Origin of the sequence: Sagittula sp. P11 (genome assembly GCF_002814095.1) — a bacterium.
Lineage (GTDB): Bacteria > Pseudomonadota > Alphaproteobacteria > Rhodobacterales > Rhodobacteraceae > Sagittula.
On sequence record NZ_CP021913.1, the window covers coordinates 1,361,399 to 1,380,093 of the forward strand.

At 68.3% G+C, this 18,695-nt stretch carries 21 protein-coding genes; 13 read left to right on the top strand and 8 right to left on the bottom strand.

Features of this window, described 5'->3' with window-relative positions; all coding sequences use genetic code 11:
- Positions 1–10 precede the first annotated feature (10 nt).
- Positions 11–982 (top strand): MBL fold metallo-hydrolase, encoded by a 972-nt coding sequence (locus CDO87_RS06635; RefSeq protein WP_100928050.1) that lies wholly within the window; start codon positions 11–13, stop codon positions 980–982.
- A gap of 127 nt (positions 983–1,109) precedes the next feature.
- Here CDO87_RS06635 and map read toward each other — a convergent pair whose 3' ends face one another.
- Positions 1,110–1,847 carry a type I methionyl aminopeptidase gene (gene map, locus CDO87_RS06640; RefSeq protein ID WP_254698427.1) on the bottom strand — a complete coding sequence of 246 codons (738 nt, stop codon included), beginning with the start codon at positions 1,845–1,847 and terminating at the stop codon, positions 1,110–1,112.
- Positions 1,848–2,049: 202 nt separating this feature from the next.
- Between map and CDO87_RS06645 the strand changes: the two genes are divergently transcribed.
- From CDO87_RS06645 to CDO87_RS06665, 5 genes are all read left to right on the top strand, one after another.
- The gene (locus tag CDO87_RS06645; RefSeq protein WP_100928052.1) at positions 2,050–2,691 is read left to right on the top strand and encodes a hypothetical protein; all 642 of its coding nucleotides are present in this window, start codon (positions 2,050–2,052) and stop codon (positions 2,689–2,691) included.
- Between the two features lie 71 nt (positions 2,692–2,762).
- Positions 2,763–3,422, top strand: a complete 660-nt coding sequence (locus tag CDO87_RS06650) for a histidine phosphatase family protein (RefSeq protein WP_100928053.1) — start codon at positions 2,763–2,765, stop codon at positions 3,420–3,422.
- Positions 3,423–3,524: 102 nt separating this feature from the next.
- On the top strand, positions 3,525–4,580 hold the full coding sequence (locus tag CDO87_RS06655; RefSeq protein ID WP_100930862.1) for a saccharopine dehydrogenase: 1,056 nt from the start codon (positions 3,525–3,527) through the stop codon (positions 4,578–4,580).
- Positions 4,577–5,707, top strand: coding sequence for a saccharopine dehydrogenase family protein (locus CDO87_RS06660; protein ID WP_100928054.1), 1,131 nt, complete (start codon positions 4,577–4,579; stop codon positions 5,705–5,707). The genes CDO87_RS06655 and CDO87_RS06660 overlap by 4 nt, the downstream gene beginning before the upstream one ends.
- 23 nt (positions 5,708–5,730) lie before the next feature.
- On the top strand, positions 5,731–6,183 hold the full coding sequence (locus CDO87_RS06665) for a hypothetical protein (RefSeq protein WP_100928055.1): 453 nt from the start codon (positions 5,731–5,733) through the stop codon (positions 6,181–6,183).
- Positions 6,184–6,326: 143 nt separating this feature from the next.
- On the opposite strand, the gene CDO87_RS06670 is transcribed toward CDO87_RS06665, so the two are convergent.
- From CDO87_RS06670 to CDO87_RS06680, 3 genes are read right to left on the bottom strand one after another with little or no spacing between them, the layout of a single operon-like run.
- A complete protein-coding gene (locus tag CDO87_RS06670; RefSeq protein ID WP_100928056.1) occupies positions 6,327–7,451 on the bottom strand; it encodes a CaiB/BaiF CoA-transferase family protein in 1,125 nt (374 codons plus the stop codon).
- The gene (locus CDO87_RS06675) at positions 7,448–8,134 is read right to left on the bottom strand and encodes a DsbA family protein (RefSeq protein WP_100928057.1); all 687 of its coding nucleotides are present in this window, start codon (positions 8,132–8,134) and stop codon (positions 7,448–7,450) included. The genes CDO87_RS06670 and CDO87_RS06675 overlap by 4 nt, the downstream gene beginning before the upstream one ends.
- Before the next feature lie 20 nt (positions 8,135–8,154).
- Positions 8,155–8,709, bottom strand: a complete 555-nt coding sequence (locus CDO87_RS06680; protein WP_100928058.1) for a DUF721 domain-containing protein — start codon at positions 8,707–8,709, stop codon at positions 8,155–8,157.
- A gap of 79 nt (positions 8,710–8,788) precedes the next feature.
- On the opposite strand from CDO87_RS06680, the gene mutY reads away from it, so the two are divergent.
- The 3 genes from mutY to CDO87_RS06695 all read left to right on the top strand — a co-directional run bounded on the left by mutY (position 8,789) and on the right by CDO87_RS06695 (position 12,121).
- Positions 8,789–9,847, top strand: a complete 1,059-nt coding sequence (mutY, locus tag CDO87_RS06685) for an A/G-specific adenine glycosylase (RefSeq protein ID WP_198521833.1) — start codon at positions 8,789–8,791, stop codon at positions 9,845–9,847.
- Positions 9,848–9,907: 60 nt separating this feature from the next.
- Positions 9,908–11,041: an alkane 1-monooxygenase gene (locus CDO87_RS06690; protein ID WP_100928060.1), complete on the top strand. Its 1,134-nt coding sequence runs from the start codon at positions 9,908–9,910 to the stop codon at positions 11,039–11,041.
- A gap of 159 nt (positions 11,042–11,200) precedes the next feature.
- The gene (locus CDO87_RS06695) at positions 11,201–12,121 is read left to right on the top strand and encodes a manganese-dependent inorganic pyrophosphatase (RefSeq protein WP_100928061.1); all 921 of its coding nucleotides are present in this window, start codon (positions 11,201–11,203) and stop codon (positions 12,119–12,121) included.
- Positions 12,122–12,246: 125 nt separating this feature from the next.
- Here CDO87_RS06695 and sfsA read toward each other — a convergent pair whose 3' ends face one another.
- The gene (gene sfsA, locus CDO87_RS06700; protein ID WP_100928062.1) at positions 12,247–12,954 is read right to left on the bottom strand and encodes a DNA/RNA nuclease SfsA; all 708 of its coding nucleotides are present in this window, start codon (positions 12,952–12,954) and stop codon (positions 12,247–12,249) included.
- 67 nt (positions 12,955–13,021) lie between these two features.
- Here sfsA and CDO87_RS06705 point away from each other — a divergent pair, with 67 nt between their 5' ends.
- The 4 genes from CDO87_RS06705 to CDO87_RS06720 are packed head-to-tail and all read left to right on the top strand — an operon-like array spanning position 13,022 to position 15,997.
- Complete coding sequence (locus CDO87_RS06705) at positions 13,022–13,744, top strand: molybdopterin-binding protein (protein ID WP_100928063.1); 723 nt, start codon at positions 13,022–13,024, stop codon at positions 13,742–13,744.
- A 9-nt stretch (positions 13,745–13,753) separates the two neighbouring features.
- On the top strand, positions 13,754–14,500 hold the full coding sequence (locus CDO87_RS06710) for a GNAT family N-acetyltransferase (protein ID WP_100928064.1): 747 nt from the start codon (positions 13,754–13,756) through the stop codon (positions 14,498–14,500).
- Positions 14,497–15,066, top strand: a complete 570-nt coding sequence (locus CDO87_RS06715) for a peroxidase-related enzyme (protein ID WP_100928065.1) — start codon at positions 14,497–14,499, stop codon at positions 15,064–15,066. The genes CDO87_RS06710 and CDO87_RS06715 overlap by 4 nt, the downstream gene beginning before the upstream one ends.
- Positions 15,041–15,997, top strand: coding sequence for an OmpA family protein (locus CDO87_RS06720; RefSeq protein WP_100928066.1), 957 nt, complete (start codon positions 15,041–15,043; stop codon positions 15,995–15,997). The genes CDO87_RS06715 and CDO87_RS06720 overlap by 26 nt, the downstream gene beginning before the upstream one ends.
- On the opposite strand, the gene CDO87_RS06725 is transcribed toward CDO87_RS06720, so the two are convergent.
- The 3 genes from CDO87_RS06725 to CDO87_RS06735 form a co-directional block, all read right to left on the bottom strand.
- Positions 15,998–16,747 (bottom strand): metallophosphoesterase, encoded by a 750-nt coding sequence (locus CDO87_RS06725; RefSeq protein ID WP_100928067.1) that lies wholly within the window; start codon positions 16,745–16,747, stop codon positions 15,998–16,000.
- A 202-nt stretch (positions 16,748–16,949) separates the two neighbouring features.
- Positions 16,950–17,855, bottom strand: coding sequence for a LysR family transcriptional regulator (locus tag CDO87_RS06730; RefSeq protein ID WP_100928068.1), 906 nt, complete (start codon positions 17,853–17,855; stop codon positions 16,950–16,952).
- A gap of 190 nt (positions 17,856–18,045) precedes the next feature.
- Positions 18,046–18,606, bottom strand: coding sequence for a type 1 glutamine amidotransferase domain-containing protein (locus CDO87_RS06735; protein ID WP_100928069.1), 561 nt, complete (start codon positions 18,604–18,606; stop codon positions 18,046–18,048).
- Positions 18,607–18,695: the final 89 nt, after the last annotated feature.

Below are 18,695 nucleotides of genomic sequence, written 5' to 3' on the forward strand. Positions count from 1 at the left end.
AGGTCCGCACGTGTCCATCATCCGCCCCACCCGCCGCGAGATCCTGGCCATGGCCGCGAGCGCCCCGGCGCTGACCCTGCCCGCCCTGGGCCGTGCCCAGACGCTGGGCGCGCCGGCGTCCGGCAATCCGCAGCATTTCAGCTTTACCCTGGGCGAGGCGAAACTGACCGTCGTCTCGGACGGGCGGCTGGAAGTGCCGGCCAACGGGCTGGGCGTGAACGCCGATCCCGAGGAGGTGAAGGCCTTCCTCGAAAGCTACTTCCTGTCGACGGAGACCAACTATTCCCACACCAACCACCTGGTGATCGAGATCGGCGATGCCGTGGTGCTGGTCGACGTGGGATCGGGCGACCGCTTCCTGCCCACCGCCGGAGAGCTGATGGGCAACCTGTCGGACGCGGGCATCGACGCGGAGGCGATCACCCATGTGGTCATCACCCACGCCCACCCCGACCACATCTGGGGCATCCGGGACGACTTCGACGAGGCGATCCTGCCCGGCGCCGCCTTTCACATCGGCACGGCGGAGCACGAGTTCTGGATGCAGGACGGGCTGGCCGCGCGCATGCCGCAGGACCTCCAGCAGTTCGCCGTGGGGGCGGTCAACTCGCTCGAGGTGGACGGCGCGGAGTGGACGCTGGTCAACCACGAGGACGAGATCGTGCCGGGCGTGCGCGTGATCGACACGCCGGGCCATACGCCGGGCCACATGTCGGTCGTGGTGGAATCGGGCGGCAAGCAGCTGATCGCACTCGGCGATGCGATGAACCACGCCTACATGAACTTCGCCCGGCCCGGCTGGTACAACAACTTCGACATGAACGGCGAACTGACGGTGGAGACCCGGCAGAACCTGCTGGACATGGCGGCCACCGACCGCATGGCGGTGCTGGGTTACCACTTCCCCTTCCCGGGCGTGGGCCATGTGATGAAGGAAGGCGACGCCTACCGTTTCGTGCCCGCGCTCTGGCAGTGGGGCTGACCGCCTATGAGCCAGACCGACAGGGGGTGCAGGGGCGCCCCCTGCCCTTCATCTTGGCAAAAATACCTCCGCCGGAGGCGTCCGCGGGTCGCGCCCGCGCTGCCGCCCGGGGTCAGGGCGACAGGCGTCAGTAGGTCGGGTGGAACCGGCCTGCGGGCGAGAGGGTGAAGATCTCCACCCCGTCCGAGGTGACGCCGACCGAATGTTCGAACTGCGCCGACAGCGACTTGTCGCGGGTCACGGCGGTCCAGTCGTCGCCCAGCACCTTGGTTTCCGGACGGCCGAGGTTCACCATCGGTTCGATGGTGAAGAACATGCCCTCTTCCAGCCGCGGGCCGGTGCCCGGGCGGCCGTAGTGCAGGACGTTCGGCGGGGCGTGGAACACCCGGCCCAGCCCGTGACCGCAGAAGTCGCGGACCACCGACATGCGGTGCCCTTCCACGAAGGTCTGGATGGCGTGGCCGATGTCGCCGAAGGTGTTGCCGGGCTTCACCGCCTCGATGCCCTGCATCAGCGCATCGTGGGTGACCTCGATCAGCCGCTCGGCCTTGCGGGGCAGCTTGCCCGCCACGTACATCCGCGAACTGTCGCCGAACCAGCCGTCGAGGATCACGGTCACGTCGATGTTCAGGATGTCGCCGTCCTTCAGCTTCTTGTCGCCGGGAATGCCGTGGCACACCACGTGGTTGACCGAGATGCAGGATGCATGCTGGTAGCCCTTGTAGCCGATGGTGGCAGAGGTGGTGCCCAGCTCGGTCACGCGGCGGGTGATGAAATCGTCGAGCTCGCCCGTGGTCACGCCGACGTCGACCTTGTCGGCGACCTCGTCGAGGATCTGTGCCGCGACCTTGCCTGCCGCATGCATGCCGGCAAAGTCCGCTGCGTCATGGATGCGGATGCCCTCTCGGGTGATGCGGCCTGCGGTATCCTGGTTCAATGCGCGTCTCCGTTCGCTTTCTGCATGATTTAAGCGCTTTTGACCGAAGATGCCAGAGCGTCAGCTTGGCAATGCGGCCCGGTGCGGGCTACGATTTGCCCTGTTTTCCAGACCGAACGGATTTTCAGCCATGCGACATTTCCTTCCGCTTATTGCCTGTCTTGCCCTTGCCGCGCCTGCCCCGGCCCTTGCCGACGACTGCCGCGACCGGATCGCGGCCATGTTCGACGGCGGCCCGCTCGACCCCTTTGCCCGCCCGCCGCACAGCTTTGTCGGCACGACCTACGACGCCGAAGGCACCGTCCGCTGGGTCTACGAGGCGCGTTACGAGACGGCGCTGAAGACGGTCGGGGGCATGCGGGGCGGGCAGCAGATCCTGCTCGACGGCTCGGACAGCTGGATGGGAGAGACGCCGGATGGGCCGTGGACGAAGGCGCCGAACCTGATGCCTGCCGACCACGAGGGCTTCATCCGCGCGCAGATGGCGCAGAACGTGAAGAACCTCGACCGCACGGATTGCCCCGGCATGGTGGATGTGGAGGGCATGACGCTGGAGAAGTTCGTCTATTTCACCAGGACAGATCCGATGCCGGACGCCGCGGGTGCGTGGTTCGGCGCGCTCAACACCGTCTTCGTCGATCCCGGCACCGGGCGGGTGATGCGGTGGGAGACCTCCGAAAGCGTGGCGCATTACGCGTCCGAGCCGTCCGGCGACGTGCAGGTGAACGTCTATACCTACGATCCCGCGATCACCGTCACCCCGCCGATGTGACGGCTTTATGAACCTTTTCCTCCGGCGCGCGGCGGCGTAAGCCGCGCGTGAGTATTGGAAAGGACCTTCCCATGTCGCACGTCACCCTTGTCCGCCACGGCCAGGCCAATTCCTCTGCGCGGGACGAACTGGGCTATGACCGCCTGAGCGAGCTTGGCTGGCAGCAGGCAGAGTGGCTGGGCGGCTGGTTCCGCTCCACCGGCGAGAAGTTCGCGCGGGTCTACACCGGCACGCTGCGCCGCCACGTCGAGACCGCCGAGGCCATTGCGCCCGACTGCCTCGAAGGACCGATCCGCGACCCCCGCCTGAACGAACTGGCCTATTTCGACCTCGCCACGCTGGTCGAGGCGCAGCACGGGCTGAAGATGCCGGGAGACCGCGAAACCTTTGTCGCGCACATGCCGAAGATGTTCGGGCTGTGGCAGGAGGACCGGATCGAGGATGCGCCGGAAACCTTCGCCGCCTTCGAGGCCCGCGTTCGCGAAGCCCTGACGGAGATCGCCGAGGGCGAGGGCCGCGCGCTGGTGGTGACCTCGGGCGGGCTGATCGGCATGGCGATGCGGATCGTCATGCGGCTGGACCTGACGGCGCTGGCGCATGCCTGCCTCGCGATCGAGAACACCTCGCTCCACCGCATCCAGCCGCTGCCCAGCGGGCTGGCGCTGACGCAGTTCAACGCGCTGCCGCATCTGGACACGCCCGAACGCCTGTTCGCGCGCAGCCACCTGTAAGGCCGCCCCGGACCGTTCCAGCGCCGGAAGGGCGCTTTCCCCTTGAACCCCGGCGCGGGGGACGGTTCCCTGCGCGCAGCCACGAACACGGGAGACACGCGCTTGACCCACCTCTGGATCCGTTCCGAAAGCCGCCCCAACGAGGAGCGCGTCGGCCTGACGCCCGAGGGGGTGAAGGCCCTCCGCGCGAAGGGCATTGCCGTGACGGTGGAGGAAAGCCCCCACCGCGTGCTGCCGCTGGAGGAATTCACCGCCGCCGGGGCCGAGGTCGCGCCGGAAGGGGCCTGGCCAGACGCGCCGCCGGAGGCCATCGTCTTCGGCCTGAAGGAACTGCCGGAGGACGGCACGCCGCTGCGCCACAGGCACATCATGTTCGGCCACGCCTTCAAGCGGCAGACCGGCTGGGACGGCTTCCTGCGCCGGTTCGGCGAGGGGGGCGGCGCGCTCTACGATCTCGAATACCTCGTCGACAAGGACAACCGGCGCGTCGCGGCCTTCGGTTTCTGGGCGGGCTACGCCGGTGCCGCGGTCAGCGCCCTGGCCTGGGCGGCGCAGGCGCGCGGCGAGGTCTGCGGCCCGGTCAGCACATGGAAGGACGCCGAGGCGCTGCAGGACGAGGTGCGCGCGGCGCTGTCGGACGCCCCGCAGGCCAGCGCGCTGGTGATCGGCGCACTGGGGCGCGTGGGATCGGGGGCGCAGAAGCTGTGCGAACAGGTGGGCATCCCGGTGACCGGCTGGGACATGGCCGAGACCGCCCATGGCGGCCCCTTCCCCGAAGTGCTGGAGCACGAGCTGTTCTTCAACTGCATCCTCGCCATGCCGGGCGTGCCGGTCTTCGTGCCGGCGGACGCGGGCGGGCGGGTGCGCCGGCTGGGCGTGATCGGCGACATCGCCTGCGACCCGACGAGCGACTACAACCCCGTGCCGGTCTACGACGCCGCCACGAGCTGGGAGGCGCCGGTGGTCCGGGTGCACGACGCACCGCCGCTGGACGTGATGGCCATCGACAACCTGCCCTCTCTCCTGCCGCTGGAATCCTCGCTGGATTTCGCGGCGCAGCTTCTGCCGCACCTCCTGACACTCGACCGGATCGAGGGAGGTGTCTGGGGCGCGGCACGCACTACATTCGATGAACATCTGAAGGAGGCCATGGCATGACGGTACACTGGATCGGAACGGGGCTGTCGACTGTCCCCGGACTGCGGCGGCTGATCGACGAGGGCGTGCCGGTCGTGGTCTGGAACCGCACGGTGGACAAGGCCCGCGCGGCGGTGGGCGACCGGGACGTTGATGTCCGCGCCTTCGCGCCCGAGGTCCTGAAGGGCGCGCTGTCGGAGGGCGACGTGGTCGTGTCGATGCTGCCCGCCGACTGGCACGTGCCGCTGGCCGAGATGGCGCTGGAGGCGGGCGCGCAGTTCGTCTCGTCCTCCTACATCTCGCCGGAGATGCGGGCGCTGGCGTCGAAGGCACGGGCGGCGGATGCGCGGCTGGTGAACGAGGTCGGCCTCGACCCCGGCATCGACCACCTGATGGCGCACTGGCTGGTGGCCGATTACAAGGCCTCGCCCGCCTTCGACAAGGCGAACGCGGTTTCCTTCACCTCTTATTGCGGCGGGGTGCCCAAGGTGCCGAACGCCTTCCGCTACAAGTTCTCCTGGGCGCCGGTGGGCGTGCTGAAAGCGCTGCGCTCGCCCTCGCGCTCGATCCGGCACTACGAGGAGCTGGAGGTCGCGCACCCCTGGGACGCGCTGACCCGCTACGACGCGCCGCTCGACCCGCCGGAAAGCTTCGAGGTCTATCCGAACCGCGATTCGCTGCCGTTCATGGCGGAGTACGGCTTTGGCGGCGACTGGCAGGTGAAGGACTTCGTGCGCGGCACGCTGCGGCTGAACGGCTGGGCGGAGGCGTGGAAGGACATCTTCGCCGAGGCGCCGGGCGCCTCCGAGGCGCGCCTGCAGGAGATCGCCGACAAGCTGCTGGCCGAGAACGGCTATGACAAGGGCGAGCCGGACCGCGTGGTGCTGTGCGTGTCGCTGAAGGCGGAGCGCGACGGCACGCCGGTCTATCACAAGACCTGGGTGATGGACGCCTGGGGCGACGCGCGCGGATCGGCCATGGCGCGGCTGGTGTCGGTGCCGGTGAGCTGGGCAGTGCAGTCGGTGCTGGCCCGCGAGGTCCCCGCCGGCGTGACCGCTGCGCCGTCCGACCCGCGTCTGGTCAACCGCTGGCTCGACGGCGTGAAGGGGCTGGCGCAGCGGATGACGGTCGTGGATCACCTGTCGTGAAGGAGTGAGTCGAGGGTAAACGCATGAAGATCTGGGCATTCTTGATATTCTGGCCGGGCGCCGTCGCGGCGGGGCACACGGTCTGCCACGAGGTTCTGGCGGTGGAGGGCTGGCAGGCGTCGGCCTTTCCGTCGGGTATCGTCCATGACGTTCAGGTGACGGGCGAATGGACGATCGCGGACGGGGTCTACGATCCGGTCGGCGCGCCGGGATACCACGGCCCCGCGGCCAAGCGCATGGCCGAGAGCGGCGTGGACCGTGTGAACGCCCGGGCGGCCTATGGCACGCTTCTCTACAGGGTGCCCGAGAACGGCGGGTCGCGGCAGGGCACATGGGCCGCCTTCAGGACCACGCTCGATTCCACCGGCCCGTTCCGCGTGCACGGCAAGAAGGTGGAATTCCGGATCAACGAGACCGACCCGGGGCTGAGCGACAACGCCGGAGCCCTGTCCGTATGCGCGATGTATTCGGAGTGACGGCAGGGGCGGCCTGAAACCCCGCCCTACAACCCGCCCTACAAGGTGCCGGACGTCCGGTGCGACGATCCGGGGGTGGAGGGGGCGCTGCCCCCGCCCCTGCGGGGCCCCCCGAGGTATTTTTCGCCAAGATGAAGGGGGGCTCAGTCCGCCTTTGGCAGCCGTGGCGCGGCGCGGTCGAGCGTGAGATCCGCGTCGGAGAAACGGAAGGGCGAGCGGACCCCCGGGATGCCTTCGGGCGCGATCTGCAGGCCACGGGCCCTGACCTGCGGGTCGGCAAAGACCTCTGCCATGTCGTTGATCGGGCCGGCGGGGATGCCTTCGGCCTCGCAGGCAGCCAGCAGGTCGTCCTTCGCCAGTTGCCGGGTGCCGGTTTCCAGCGCCTCCGTCAGTTGCGCGCGATGCGCGATGCGGGCGGCGTTGGAGATGTATTCAGGCTGTGTACCCAGTTCTTCCATGCCGAGCACGCGGGCCAGCCGCCGGAACTGCGCATCGTTGCCGGTGGCGATGATGATGTGCCCGTCCCTGCATTCGAAGACCTGATAGGGTGTGAGGTTGGGGTGATAGTTGCCGGTGCGTTCCGGCGGCGTGCCGGTGGAGAGGTAGTTGAGCGCCTGATTGGCCATGGCGGCCACGGCGCAGTCCAGCAGGGCCATGTCGATGTGCTGGCCGCGCCCGGTACGGTCGCGCTGGTGGACCGCGGCGAGGATGGCGGAGACGCTGTAGAGCCCGGTGAAGAGGTCGGTGATCGCCACGCCCGCGCGCTGCGGTTCGCCGTCCGGGGCGCCGGTGATCGACATGAAGCCCGACATGCCCTGGATGATGTAGTCGTAGCCCGCGCGGTGCGCATAGGGGCCGTCCTGCCCGAAGCCGGTGATCGAACAGTAGACGAGGCGCGGGTTGAGTTCGGCCAGCGAGGGATAGTCGAGGCCGTATTTCGCCAGCCCGCCGACCTTGAAGTTCTCGATCAGGATGTCGGCATCCGCCACGAGGTCGCGGACCTGCGCCTGCCCTTCGGGCGTGGTCAGGTCCACGGCGACCGAGGTCTTGCCCCGGTTGCACGAGTGGAAATAGGCGGCGGTGTGATCGTCGTCGCGGTCGATGAAGGGCGGGCCCCAGCGGCGCGTGTCGTCGCCTGCGGCGGCCTCGACCTTGATGACCTCGGCGCCCATGTCGGCCAGCGTCTGGCCGGCGAAGGGGCCGGCCAGGATGCGGGCCAGCTCGACGACCCTGAGGCCTTCGAGCGGGCCGCGCGGGGCGGAGGTCATTCGCCGAGCTTCTCGTCGAGAATCTTGGAGAAGTCCTGGTAGCTCATGTTCGAGTACTTCTGGCCGTCGATCATGAAGGTCGGGGTGGAATCGACGCCGTCACGCTTGGCGTTCTCTTGGAACCAGACCAGCAGGGTGCGCAGCTTGTCGCCGTCGGCGAGGCAGGCGTCGAGCTGTTCGTTGTCGAGCCCGGCGATGCGGCCGATCTTGCGCAGCTCGTCCGCCACACCGGCGTCGTTGCCGTCACGCGCGGGGGCGAGGATGGTGTCCTGGCCCTTGTAGATCAGGTCGGTGATGCCGAAGAACTTCTCGGGGCCGCCGCAGCGCGCGATCATCGAGCCCCACATGCCGTACTTGTCGAAGTAGACCTCGCGGTAGACGAACTTCACCTTGCCGGTGTCGACGTAGTTCTTCTTCAGCTCGGGGATCAGCGTCTTTGCCGCATTGGCGCAGTGCGGGCATGTATACGACGCGTATTCGATCACCTCGATCGGTGCGTCGGGGTCGCCCATGACCATCTCGGTGATGGTGGAGGTGTCGACCTCTGCCGTGCTTTCCTGCGCGTTGGCCGCGCCCGGAAGCGCGATGTTCGCGCCCGTGCCCTGCCCGCCTTGCGTGATGTACCACGCGCCGCCTGCTGCCAGTCCCAGCGCCACGAGGGCGCCCGAAAGGATCCTGTTCATCTGTCTTGCCTCTCTTGAGTTCAGTCCGCAGAGCGGGGCTCGCGCCGCCCTGCCTTCGATATGACGTTTGTCCCCAGTCGTTCAAGCGCTGCGCGCAGGCCCTCGTCGGTCACGGCCTGCGCCGCCTGCCGGGCCTCTGCCACCGCCTGGGGATCGGGGGTACGGTCGTTTTCCGCGGGTTTGCGGTGCCGGAAGTCCGCCTGCCCCTCGGCAAAGCCGGTGGGCGCGGTCTGGGTCAGGATGACATGGCGGATCGCCGGGTAGCCGTAGACGGCGTTGATCCGGTCGAGGATCTCGCGCTTGCGCATCTCGAGCATCGGGGCAAAGGCGCCGCGGGTCAGGATGACCAGCTTGGCGCCCTGCGAATCGTTGGTCGTGCCGTCATAGCGGACACGGCCGTAGCGCACCTCGACCGGGCGGCACATGCCGGCCAGCTCGGCGCCGACGATTTCCTCCCAGTGGGTGAGGATGCGGGACTTGGCAAAACCGCGCGTCTCCGAGGCCTTGCGGATCTGGCCCGACAGCAGCTTCTCGGTCCGGGCGAACCCGTATGTGGTCGACTTGCGTTGCGCCATGATTGACTCCCCGTACGGGAGGCTATTCTAAGGCCACGGCCCCCGGGCGCCAGCCCCGAAGTTCATGAGGTATTCACCCTTGCGTGACCCCGCCGATGCCGCAGACCTGCTGCAATGGTACGACCGCCATGCCCGCGACCTGCCGTGGCGTGTGGGACCGCGTGCGCGGGCGGCAGGCGTCAGGCCCGATCCTTACCGGATCTGGCTGTCGGAGATCATGCTCCAGCAGACGACCGTGGCGGCGGTGAAGGATTATTTCCGTGTCTTCACGGAGCGTTGGCCGACGGTCGAAGCGCTGGCCGCCGCGCCGGACGCGGAGGTGATGGCGGCCTGGGCGGGGCTGGGATACTACGCCCGCGCCCGCAACCTGCTGAAATGCGCACGTGTGGTGACGGCGGATCACGGCGGGGTGTTCCCGGCGGATCACGACGTGCTGCTGACTCTGCCGGGGGTGGGCCCCTACACGGCGGCGGCGATCTCGGCCATCGCCTTCGACGCGCCCCGGGTGGTGGTCGACGGCAACGTGGAGCGGGTGATGGCCCGCCTGCATGACGAGCACACCCCCCTGCCCGCGGCCAAGCCGATCCTCACGGACCACGCGGCGGCGCTGACGCCGGACGCGCGGCCCGGGGACTATGCGCAGGCGGTGATGGACCTTGGCGCCACGATCTGCACGCCCAAGCGCCCGGCCTGCGGGCTCTGCCCCTGGCGGACCTCCTGCGCGGCCTGGGCCAACGGCACCGCGCTGGAGCTGCCGAAGAAGGCTCCGAAGAAACGCAAGCCGGTGCGGCAGGGGGTGGCCTACCTCGCCCGGCGCGTGGACGGCGCGTGGCTTCTGGAGACGCGGCCCGACAAGGGTCTGCTGGGCGGGATGCTGGGCTGGCCCGGGACCGACTGGCTGGACGTGGAGGGCCCCGCCCCGGAGGAGGACCCGCCGATTCGCGCCGAATGGAAGACGGTCGGCGGCGAGGCGCGGCACACCTTCACCCATTTTCACCTGCGACTGGTGGTGAAGACCGCGCTGGTGCCCATGGACCGAAAGCCACACCGCGGGGATTTCATCGCGCTGCCGGATTTCAGCCCCAGTGATCTGCCAACGGTGATGCGGAAGGCCTTTGACCTCGCGCAAGGCAGGTGATGACCGCTTGGGTCAGGGTCGCGTCAGAGCTATAACCGACCCGAACACCGGAGCAGTCCCATGATCCCCGCCGCGCATGTCGCCCGCTTCACCGCCGCGCTTCCGTTCTTCCTGTCCTTCCTGCTGATCCCGCTGGTCTGGATCGGCGCGGTCAGGGGCGGGGCCTGGGTGCTGCTGACGCCGCTGGCCACCTGGTACCTGTTCTCGGCCATCGACATCCTGACCGGGCTGAACACGCAGAACGCCGACCTCGACACGACGGAGGACCAGCTGTTCTGGTACAAGCTCCTGACGCAGCTCTGGGTGCCGGTGCAGTTCCTGACGCTCTTCGGGCTGATCTGGTACGTCAGCCGCGCCGATCACCTGAACGGGTGGGAGATCTTCGGCGTGATGTTCGGCACGGGCGTGATGACGGGCACGGTGGGGATCGTCTACAGCCACGAACTGCTGCACCAGAGGAACCGGTTCGAGCGCTGGCTGGGCGACATCCTTCTGGCCATGGTGCTCTATTCGCATTTCCGCAGCGAGCACCTGCTGGTGCACCATCGCTATGTCGGCACCCCGCGCGACCCGGTGACCGCGCGCTACAACGAGGGGTTCCACCGGTTCTATCCGCGCGTGCTGCGGGAATCGCTGCAGTCGTCCTTCCGGGCGGAGCGCGACATGCTGGCCCGCAAGGGGCTGCCCTGGACCCACCGCAGCAACCCGTTCTGGCGCTACTGGGCGCTGCAGGCGGGCATGCTGCTGCTGGCTCTGGCGCTTGGCGGCTGGCTGGGCGCGGGGCTCTTCCTCGTGCAGGCCGGCGTCGCGATCTGGCAGCTCGAGGTGGTGAACTACGTCGAACATTACGGGCTGACCCGCAAGCACCTCGGCGACGGGCGCTACGAACACGTGCTGCCGCGCCATTCGTGGAACGCCTCGCACCGGGCGACGAACTGGCTGATGATCAACCTCCAGCGCCACTCCGACCACCATTACAGGCCCGACCGCCGCTTTCCGCTGCTCCAGACCTACGACGAGACCGAGGCGCCGCAGCTGCCCTACGGCTATCCGCTGATGGCCATGGCGGCGATGGTGCCGCCGGTGTGGAAACGCGTGATGAATCCGAAGGTCCGGGCCTGGCGGGCCCGCTATTACCCGGAGATCACCGACTGGTCCCCCTACAACAAGGCGCGCCATCCGATGCCGAGATAAAAGACCTTTCGGACGAAAGGTCTTTGGCGGCGAAGACTTTTCGTCCGAAAAGTCTTCCTGGCCCCGGCTGGAAGGTCGCACCCCGGCGGCTGCGGGGTGACAATGCCGCGCTGCGGCGGTATAGGGCGCGCGACATCATTTGCCTTTCAAGGACACGCCATGACGACGCTCGTATTCGGCCACAAGAGCCCCGACACCGATTCCACCGGCAGCCCGATCCTCTGGTCCTGGTACCTCAACGAGGTGAAGGGCGAGACCGCGAAGCCCGTCCTCCTGGGCGAGCCCAACACCGAAGCCGCCTTCATGCTGGAGCACTGGGGCCTCGCCAAGCCGGAGATCATCTCCTCGGTCGAGGCCGGCGCGCCGGTTGTCATCGTCGACACCAACAACCCGGCCGAGCTGCCGGCGGACATCAATGCCGCCGACATCCGTGCGATCATCGACCACCACAAGCTGGTCGGCGGGCTGGAAACCAAGGGTCCGATCGACATCACCGTGCGCCCGCTGGCCTGCACCGCGACGATCATGGTCGACATGATCGGCTCCGACATGGAGAAATGCCCGCGCGAGGTCCGCGGCGCCGCGCTGACCTGCATCCTCTCCGACACGCTGGAGTTCCGTTCGCCCACCACCACGCAGCACGACCGCGACGTGGCCGAGGGTCTGGCCCGTGACCTGGGCGTCGACCTGAGCGACTACGCGGCGAAGATGTTCGCGGCGAAGTCCGACGTCTCCGCCTTCTCCGACGCGGAGCTGATCCGGATGGACTCCAAGGAATACGAGGTCGACGGCACGAAGTTCCGCGTCTCCGTCCTTGAAACCACCGCGCCCGAGATCCCGCTGGGCCGCAAGGACAGCCTGATGGAGACCTTCAAGACCGTCGCGGCCGAGGACGGCGTGGACCAGGTCCTGCTGTTCGTCGTGGACATCCTGAAGGAAGAGGCCACCCTGCTGGTCCCGAACGACCTTGTGAAGGGCGTGGCAGAGAAGTCCTTCGGCGCGACCGTGTCCGGCGACACCGTGGTCCTGCCGGGCATCATGAGCCGCAAGAAGCAGATCATCCCGAACCTCAAGGTCTGAGGCGGGCGCGATCCTGCGCGTTGTTTTCCGGGCGCCCCTGCCGATGCGGGGGCGCCTTTTTCGTGCCGGGTCGGGGGCTCTGCCCCCGCTTCGCTCCCCCGAGGTAATTGGGCCAAGATGAACGGTCAGGGGCCGCGGAAGGGCAGCGGCTGGCCGAGGTCGATGCCATCGGGGCTGATCGCGCAGCCGAGGGCCAGGGTTTCCACGCCCGATGCGCCGGCCCGTGCGAAGGCTTCCGCGTAGGCCGGGTCGAGGTCGGGGGCGAGGGTGACGGTGCGGGCGTCGGTGCGCTGCACGAGGTAGAGCATCACCGCGCGGTGCCCCTGCCCCGCCATCGCGGCCAGTTCGCCCAGGTGTTTCGCACCGCGGGCGGTGCGGCTGTCGGGAAACTCCGCGAGGCCGGGCCGGCGCGAGAGGGTGACGGACTTGACCTCGACGTAGGTGTCGGGCCGCCCGGCGCCCGTCAGGAGGAAGTCGATGCGGCTGTTCTCGCCATACTTCACCTCGGGCCGGACGGTGTCGTAGCCGGCGAGTCCCGCGACCTCCCCCGCCGTGATGGCGTCCTTCAGCACGCGGTTGGCAGCGCCGGTGTCGACGCCGGTGAAGTGGCCGCCGCCGTGATCGACCAGCCGCCAGGCCCATTTCAGCTTCTTCTTCGGGTCGTCGTTGGGTTCCAGCCAGATCCGCTGGCCCGGATCGGCGAGGCCCAGCATCGATCCGGGGTTGGCGACATGAGCGGTCACCTGCGTTCCGTCGTCCAGCGTGCAGTCCGCCAGGAACCGCTTGTAGCGGCGTTCGAGGGTTGCAGGCACCAGATGTGTTTGAAAGCGCATGGAGCGGGCCCTATACGTTAACCACCCGGAGGCGCAAGGCGCCCGGGGCCAAGAGGAGGTGCCGCCCATGCCCAATCCCACCGCCGCCATGCTGGTGATCGGGGACGAGATCCTGTCCGGCCGGACGCGCGACAGCAACATGCACCACCTCGCGCAGGAATTCACCCGGCACGGCATCGACCTGCGCGAGGTGCGCATGGTCTCCGACGACCGGGCGGCGATCGTGGCGGCGGTCAACGCGCTGCGCCAGGCCTTCGACCACGTGGTGACATCCGGCGGGATCGGGCCGACGCATGACGACATCACCGCGCCCTGCGTGGCCGAGGCCTTCGGCGTGCCGATCTCGGTCAGGGAGGACGCGCGCGCGATCCTGCAGGCGCATTACGACCGCTCCGGCACCGAGATGAACGAGGCGCGGCTCCGGATGGCGCGCATCCCCGACGGCGCCACGCTGATCGACAACCCGATCTCCGCCGCCCCTGGGTTCAGCCTCGGCAACGTGCATGTCATGGCGGGTGTCCCGCAGATCTTCGAGGCGATGGTGGCGAGCCTGCTGTCGACGCTGGTGGGTGGTGCGCCGCTCCTGTCGCAGACCCTGCGCGTGCAGCGCGGCGAGGGCATGGTGGCGGAACCGCTGGGCGCATTGGCCGAGGAGTTCTCGGACCTGCAGTTCGGGTCCTACCCGTTCCAGAAGGACGGCATCTTCGGGACCAACGTGGTGGTGCGCGGCACCGATGCCGGGCGTCTCGACGCCGCGATGACGCGGCTCAACGCCCTCTTCGGCGACTGAAGGACGAAGATGATCCACCTCAAACCCGATCTCTCGCGGCTGTTCTCGGTCCTCGACACCACATGGCCCGCCGCGGCGCGGGTGGAGACCGGCCCCTGGACCCTGCGCGAGGGGCGTGGCGGCGGCAAGCGGGTGTCGGCGGCCACGGCGCGCGGGGCCTGGCGGGTGGACGACCTGACCGCCGCCGAGACGGCGATGCGGCTGATGGGGCAGCCCGCGCTCTTCATGATCCGCCCGGGGGACGAGACACTCGACATCGCGCTCGAGGCGCAGGGTTACGACCGGGTCGATCCGACGAACCTGTGGCTTGCGCCGATCGACCACCTGACCGACCTGAAGCTGCCGCGCGTCTCGGCCTTTGCCATCTGGGAGCCGCTGGCGATCATGAACGAGATCTGGGAGGACGGCGGCATCGGCGAGGCGCGGCGGCGGGTGATGGACCGCGCGCCCGAGCCCAAGACCGGCCTCTTCGGGCGGGTGTCCGACCGGCCCGCCGGCGCGGGCTACTGCGCGATCCACGAAGGCGTCGCCATGGTGCACGCGCTGCACATCCTGTCGGAACACCGCGGCAAGGCGCTGGGGGGCTGGATGATGCGCTGTGCCGCGCTCTGGGCCGCCCGGAAGGGCGCGCGCTGGATGGCCTGCGCCGCCACCGCCGAAAACGCGGCGGCCAGCGCGCTTTATGCGTCGTTGCACATGGAGGTCGCCGGGCAGTACCATTACCGGATGTACCAAAGCGAAGGCGAAGACGCGTGACCGACACCAGACCCACGGCCCTGAACCTGCCCATGGTGGACCCTCTGCCGGAGGCAACGCAGAAATACTTCGACGTCTGCCAGGAGAAGCTCGGCATGGTGCCGAACGTGCTGAAGGCCTATGCCTTCGACATCGACAAGCTCAACGCCTTCACCGCCATGTACAACGACCTGATGCTGGCGGACTCCGGCCTGACCAAGCTGGAGCGCGAGATGATCGCGGTCGTCGTGTCCTCGGTCAACAAGTGCTTCTACTGCCTGACCGCCCATGGCGCCGCCGTCCGCGCGCTGTCGGGCGATCCGAAGCTGGGCGAGATGCTGGTGATGAACTGGCGCGTGGCCGACCTGTCGGAGCGCCAGCACGCCATGCTCTGGTTCGCCGAGAAGATGACCAAGGCCAGCGCCGAGATCGGCGAATACGACCGCGAGGCGCTGCGCGATGCGGGCTTCAGCGACCGCGACATCTGGGACATCGCCAATGTGACCGGCTTCTTCAACATGACCAACCGCGTCGCCTCTGCCACGGACATGCGCCCGAACGATGACTATCACGCGCAGGCGCGCTGATACCCGGCGGGGGCTGGCCGCGGCTGCGGCGCTGGTCCTGCTTGGCGGTCCCGCGTCGGCGCTGGACCTGCCGCTGCCGGGCTCGGCAGAGCAGACCTTCCGCACCGTGCAGGACCCCGGGGTCTACGCCCTGCCCACCGGACCGTGGGCGGAGGACGCGCTGCCCACCCGGCGGGTCGAGGGGCGGGTCGAGGTCGAATCGTGGCGGGTGGCCAATTCCGGGCTGACCACGTTCCAGTTGCTGAAACCGCTGCGCGACGCGCTGGTGGCCGAAGGGTTCGAGATCCTGCTCGACTGCGCGGCGCTGGTCTGCGGCGGTTTCGACTTCCGGTTCGCGACGCTGGTGGTGCCCGCGCCGGAGATGTTCGTCAGCCTCGACAACTTCCAGTTCCTCTCCGCCACCGGGCCCGAGGGCGGCGCGGTCTCGGTGCTGGCCAGCCGCGGCGCGTCGGACGGCTATGTGCAGGTGATCCGCGCCGGGCAGGGCGTGCAGGCAGAGATTACCCGCGACGCCCCTGCCCCGGTGCAGACGCCCGGCCCCGCTGCCGACCCGGGCGACATTCCCGCCGCGCTGGAGCGGGACGGCCACGTGACGCTGTCGGACCTCGTGTTCCGGTCAGGGTCGACCGACCTCGGCGGCGACGACATCGCCTCGCTCGACGCGCTGGCGCAGTACCTTGCCGACAATCCCACCCGGCGCATCCTGTTTGTCGGTCACACCGATGCGACCGGCTCGCTCGAGGCCAACCAGGGCGTCTCGCTGCGCCGGGCGCAGGCGGCCGTGGCATACCTGCGCAACCGTCACGACACCGACGCCACGCAGATCGGGGCGGAGGGCGCGGGCTACCTCGCCCCGGTGGCCAGCAACCTCACCCCCGAGGGGCGGGAGGCCAACCGCCGCGTCGAGGCGGTGCTGATCTCGACCGAATGACTACCTGAGCCAGCCGGTGCCCACCGCCCGCACCCAGGTCTGGCGCCCGTGCGCGCGGGCCATGCCGACCATGCGGCTGGCGTCGTAGGGCACGTGATGGTGGCTGCTGGCCCAACCCGCCCGCGTCCGCTGGACCGTGGCATAACAGGCCTCGGGCGTTCCGGCCTCGATCACATGGGGCACCGGGGCATCGTCGTCGTAGCCGGGGCAGCCGACGCTGCCGGGGTTCAGGATCGTGCGCCCGTCCGGCAGGGTGACACGGCGCGGGATATGAGTGTGCGCGCAAAGGCAGAGCGGCGCATCCACCGTCGCCAGCGCCGCGATCTCGGCCCGCGGACGCAGCTGCGCCTCGGCGGAGGGGCCGAGCTTGTCGAGCCAGTAGATCCGGTCGCTGTCGGGTGTGCCGTGGCAGAGGAACACCTCGCCCATATGGCGGGTCGGCGGCAGCGACCGCAGCCAGTCGAGGTGGCGCGCCTCCAGCTGGTCGAAGGCCACGCGGTCGGACGGCCCCATGTCCCCGGGCGCGAGGTCGGTCAGGTAGCGGTCGTGGTTGCCCCGGATGCAGAGGATGTCGCTGGCCATCAGCACCTCTGCCACCTCGCGCGCGGCGAGCGGCCCGCTCAGGTGGTCGCCAAGCGCCACGATCCGCGTGATGCCCCGCCGCGCGATGTCCGCAAGCACCGCATGCAGCGCGTCGGCGTTGCCGTGGATGTCGGCGATGACGGCAAGGGGCGTGTCGGTCTCGGTCACGGGGCGGCCTCCGGATCATTCCAGCCCAGCAAGCCGCATCCCGCCCCCGTCTTGCAAGGCCCGTGGCACACCGCGCGACTGCCCGCCGGCGCGCATGATGAAAAAAACCCCCGACGACTTCTGTCATCGGGGGCCAGTCTGCCTAGCATCAGGCGGGGAAACTGATCTTGTCGTCGTACCGGGGGTGCTCAGGCCCCGGGTCTTACCACTTCTGCGGGCCCTTTTCGGCAAAGGCATGCACAAGGAAGTCGATGAAGGCGCGGACCTTGGGCTGCGTGAAGCGGCCCGGAGGATACACGGCGTATACACCCTGCATTTCCATCGGCAGATCGGGGATCGCATCCTCGACCAGCCCCTGCTCCATCGCGTCGTGATAGAGGTAGGAGGGCAAGTAGGCGATGCCGAGACCGGCGATGCAGGCGTTCAAAAGGGACTGCCCGTCGTTGACCGTCAGCCAGCCCGCGGTGCGCACCTGCCGCTTTTCGCCCGAGGGCGCGGTCAGCTTCCACACGTTGCCGGAGGCCTGGTTGGAGTAGTGCAGCAGCTTGTGCTCGTTCAGGTCGTCGATCCGCGCGGGGCGTCCGTATTTCTCGAAATAGGCGGGCGAGGCGATCATGCGCTTCGTCGTCTCGGTCAGCTTGCGGGCGCGCAGGGTGCTGTCCTCGAGCTCTCCGATGCGCACGGCCATGTCGAACCCTTCGGAGATCAGCTCGACGTAGCGGTTGTTCAGCACCATGTTCACGGTGATGTCGGGGAATTCGGCAAGGAATTCGCCCAGCACCGGGCTCAGGTGGTTCACGCCGAAGTCCGTCGCCACGCTGATGCGCAGAAGGCCCGAGGGCGCGGACTGCATGGAGGTGACAAGCGCGTCGGCCTCTCCGGCGTCGTTCAGGACGCGGCGGGCGCGGTCGTAGTAGGCCAGCCCGATTTCGGTGGGGGACACGCGCCGGGTGGTCCGGTTCAGAAGGCGGGCGCCAAGGCGCGCTTCCAGGCTCGAGACGTGCTTGGACACGGCCGACTTGGAAATACCCATCTTCTTTGCCGCGTCGGTGAACCCTCCCTGGTCCACGACGGTGGCGAATGCTTCCATTTCGGTCAGACGATCCATTCCCGTCTCCTCGTCCAGTCTTGTTCCCGTTGCTTATGAAAGCGAACAGGGGCCGAAATGGGGCGGGGTAAGGACAATATCGCGGTTTCTGCAGGGACTGGCGAACAGAGGGAAACAGGTTAACCGGGCCGGCAAACGAAAACCCCCGGCGCAGGGGCCGGGGGTTCCGTTCGGGATAGGAAAGGGAAGATCAGGCGGCCTTGCGACCGTGGGTGCCTTCCTCGATCTCCTCGACGATCTTCGCGACGAAGTCCTTCAGGTCGTCGGGCTTGCGGCTGGTCACGATGCCGTTGTCGGCCACGACCGAGGTGTCCATCACCTTGGCGCCCGCGTTCTCGAGGTCCGTGCGGATCGAGGTGTAGCAGGTCATGCGGCGACCGGCGACGATGCCCGCCTCGATCAGGACCCAGGGCGCATGGCAGACCGCGGCGACGACCTTGCCCTGGTCATGGAAGGTACGCACCAGTGCCAGCACCGATTCCTCGACGCGCAGCAGGTCGGGGTTGATCTGGCCGCCGGGGATCACCAGCGCATCGTAGTCGTGCGGGTTGGCATCCTCGATCTTCAGGTCGGCCTCGGCCTCGCGGCCCCAGTCGGAACCTTCCCAGCCCTTGATCGCCTTGCCGTCGAGCGTGGCGACATGCACCTCCGCGCCCTTTGCGCGAAGCTGGTCGCGGGGGAATTCCAGTTCGGATTGCTCGAAGCCGTGGGTGACTATGATCAGTACTTTGGTTTCTGCGATATTCGGCATGGGTGCCTCCTGTCGTATGTTTCATATGCGCGGCACATGTGGCGCGCTCTGACAGTAAAACGGTCAGACCCCGGGCAGAGTTCCTGCCC